Source organism: Pseudomonas sp. 37 R 15, from assembly GCF_900004865.1.
GTDB classification, from domain to species: domain Bacteria; phylum Pseudomonadota; class Gammaproteobacteria; order Pseudomonadales; family Pseudomonadaceae; genus Aquipseudomonas; species Aquipseudomonas fluorescens_AM.
The window spans coordinates 1-1,243 of sequence record NZ_CVTV01000061.1 but is presented as its reverse complement, the minus strand read 5'-3'; the positions used below and the strand labels follow the sequence as shown (position 1 = coordinate 1,243).

At 55.1% G+C, this 1,243-nt stretch carries 2 protein-coding genes; both read right to left on the bottom strand.

Annotated features, from left to right (window positions below):
- Positions 1–36 precede the first annotated feature (36 nt).
- A complete protein-coding gene (locus BFQ04_RS25755) occupies positions 37–873 on the bottom strand; it encodes an IS3 family transposase (RefSeq protein ID WP_065949523.1) in 837 nt (278 codons plus the stop codon).
- Positions 870–1,172, bottom strand: a complete 303-nt coding sequence (locus BFQ04_RS30590) for a transposase (RefSeq protein WP_065949522.1) — start codon at positions 1,170–1,172, stop codon at positions 870–872. The genes BFQ04_RS25755 and BFQ04_RS30590 overlap by 4 nt, the downstream gene beginning before the upstream one ends.
- Between the last annotated feature and the right edge of the window lie 71 nt (positions 1,173–1,243).

The window sequence follows — 1,243 nt, the reverse complement described above, 5'->3', positions numbered from 1 at the left end:
TGAACTGGTCAAGTAATCTTGGACACTGATTAAGGTTCACGCCGCCAACCTTTCCTTCACGACCGGCGACCGGTAGTCGTTGTAGCTATGAGGCCTGCTGATGTTGTAGCGCGAGACATAGCGCTGCACGTCTGCTCGGGCCTCATGTTCCAGTTTGTAGCCCGTTTCAGGCACCCACTCTGATTTCAAGCTGCCAAAGAAACGCTCCATCGGGGCGTTGTCCCAGCATTCGCCTTTACGGCTCATACTCTGCCTAAACCCCTGTTTCAGCAGCTCGTTTCGGAATTTATGACTGGTGTACTGACAACCTTGGTCAGAATGAAACAACACATCCTGGGGATGGCCGCGTAGCTCAACCGCCATGCGTAGCGCTTCGCAGGTCAGGTTGGCATCAGAAATCATCGAGAACGACCAGCCCACGATCCTGCGAGCGTACAAATCCAGAACGGCGGCGAAGTACATCCACCGCTTGCCGACCTTGATATATGTCACGTCGCCACACCACACCTGATTAACCGCCGTCACATCAAATTTTCGCTTGAGCACGTGCGGCGCCACCAAGGCCTCCACGCCCGGCGACCTGTACTTATGGCGCCTGCGCTGACGGCTGGCGATGCCAGCTTCGCGCATCAAACTGCGAGCCATATAACGCCCGATACGATGCCCTTTGGCTTGTAGCTCCTTGGACAACGTACGTGCACCGGCCGACTCTCTGGACGCCTTGTGGTGCCTGACCAGCGCGGCTTTGAGCTTATCCCTCTCAGGATTTGCTCTGCCTTGGCGCTGGCGCCAGGCGTAGAAGCTACTGCGGTTGACCCCAAACGCCTGGCAACACCTTTTAACGCCGTACTGCTCGTCCAGCTCATCGATCAACGTGAATGATCTTTGGCGTCCAAAAGCAGGAGAGCACTGGCCTTTTTTAGAATTTCGATATCCAGGTCTTTCTCTCTGAGCAGAGCTTTGAGCCTCTGGATTTCTCGTTGATCAGCAGTAATCGCCTTGGCCCCTACCGGGGTCGAGCCCAAGCGTTCTTTTTGCACTTGATCGACCCAGCGGCGCAGGGCTGTGGGGCCGATATCCAGGGTGGCACACACCTCGGTAACCGGCTGACCTTCATCCAACACCATGCTGGCAGCCTTGAGCTTGAACTCACTCGAATAAGATTTACGCATAACCAAACACCTCAGATTTGGGCGCTATCATAGCGCCCGATTGAAGTGTCCAAAATCATTAGGCCAGTTCA

Bases quoted from the DNA above. Each gene is read 5' to 3' on its own strand.
- BFQ04_RS30590 (WP_065949522.1), bottom strand. From the start codon at position 1,172: ATGCGTAAATCTTATTCGAGTGAGTTCAAGCTCAAGGCTGCCAGCATG.